Origin of the sequence: Vibrio sp. Vb1026 (assembly GCF_033338745.1) — a bacterium.
In the GTDB taxonomy this organism is placed as follows: domain Bacteria; phylum Pseudomonadota; class Gammaproteobacteria; order Enterobacterales; family Vibrionaceae; genus Vibrio; species Vibrio alginolyticus.
In genome coordinates this window covers 1-1,565 of the sequence record NZ_JAWOTH010000073.1, presented here as the reverse complement: position 1 = coordinate 1,565, position 1,565 = coordinate 1, and the positions used below count along the sequence as shown (strand labels likewise).

At 49.2% G+C, this 1,565-nt stretch carries 1 pseudogene; it reads left to right on the top strand.

The window, feature by feature from the left end:
* Positions 1-1,565 (top strand): annotated as a pseudogene (locus tag R7E47_RS24245) (tandem-95 repeat protein); the annotation flags it as partial.

The following is a 1,565-nucleotide window of genomic DNA, read 5'->3' as shown; positions in this document are numbered from 1 at the left end:
TTTACGCTGCAAGGCCCGATTGACCATGCAGCTAACAGTGACAGCCTGACGATTGATTTCCCAATTATTGCCACCGATTTTGATGGTGATACGACTTCGGCAACCATTCCAGTCACGATTACGGATGATGCACCAATCATCGATAATGTTTTGCCTCTGGCTGTAGACGAAGATGATTTATCAGGTATTGGCTCAGACCAAACTGACGCTGTGTTTGTTGAAGGCGCGTTCACCACTACCCAAGGTTCAGACCGTGTGGTGAGCTACCAACTTGATTCAACTTCTGATCCTGTTTCGGGGCTAACCTCCCAAGGTGAGCCAGTTACTCTGGTAGAGACTGCGAATGCTGATGGCAGCTTTACTTACGTGGCTACCGCGGATGGCAATCCGGTTTTCACCATGAACGTGAATGCTGATGGCACATACAATTTCCGTCTGGAAGGGCCGGTAGATCACGCGTTAAACAGCGATGAATTAGTACTGAACTTCCCAATCATTGCAACAGACTTTGACGGCGATACGACGACCGCGACCATTCCCGTCACGATTACTGATGACGTTCCAACTATCGACAACGTTGTTCCACTCACGGTGGACGAAGATGATCTCGCCTCAATTGGCTCAGACCAAAACGATGATGCGTTTATGTCGGGTTCTTTCACCACAACTGAAGGCTCAGACAGCGTTGTTAAATACCAGCTTGATGCAACAGCAGATCCAGTATCTGGGTTGACCTCTCATGGTGAGCCTGTCGTGCTTGCTGAAACTGCTAACGGCGACGGTAGTTTTACTTACACAGCCACGGCAGATGGCAATGCCGTATTTGAATTGATTGTGAAGCCAGATGGCAGCTACAACTTTACACTGCAAGGTCCACTAGACCATGCGGTGAATAGCGACAGTCTGCAAATCGACTTCCCGATTATCGCAACAGACTTTGATGGCGACACCTCATCGGAGACGTTACCTGTCACTATCGTTGATGATAAACCAACCATCACTGACGTAGACGCAATCCGTGTGGATGAAGATGACCTAGCGACGATTGGCTCTGACGGCTCAGATCCAATTTCAATCGATGGCAACTTCACTACAACGCAAGGCTCTGATGGGGTAGTAAGCTACCAATTAGATACTGCTGCAACGCCAGTTGATGGCCTAACATCGCAAGGTGTGGCAGTGACGCTGACGGAAACTGCAAACGGCGACGGTAGCTACACTTATGAAGCGACAGCAGGAACTGAAGCCGTATTTACGCTGACCGTGAATACGGATGGTTCATACAACTTCACGCTTCAGGGGCCAATTGACCATGCGACAGACAGTGATGAGCTGACACTGAACTTCCCAATCATCGCGACGGATTTTGATGGTGATACCACCACAGAAACGATCCCAGTCACCATCGTGGATGATAAGCCGACCATTACCGATGTCGATGCGATTACCGTTGATGAAGATGATTTAGGCACGATTGGCTCAGATCAAACTGACCCGATTTCAATCGATGGCAACTTCACCACCACACAAGGCTCGGACCGAGTGGTGAGCTATCAGCTTGATGC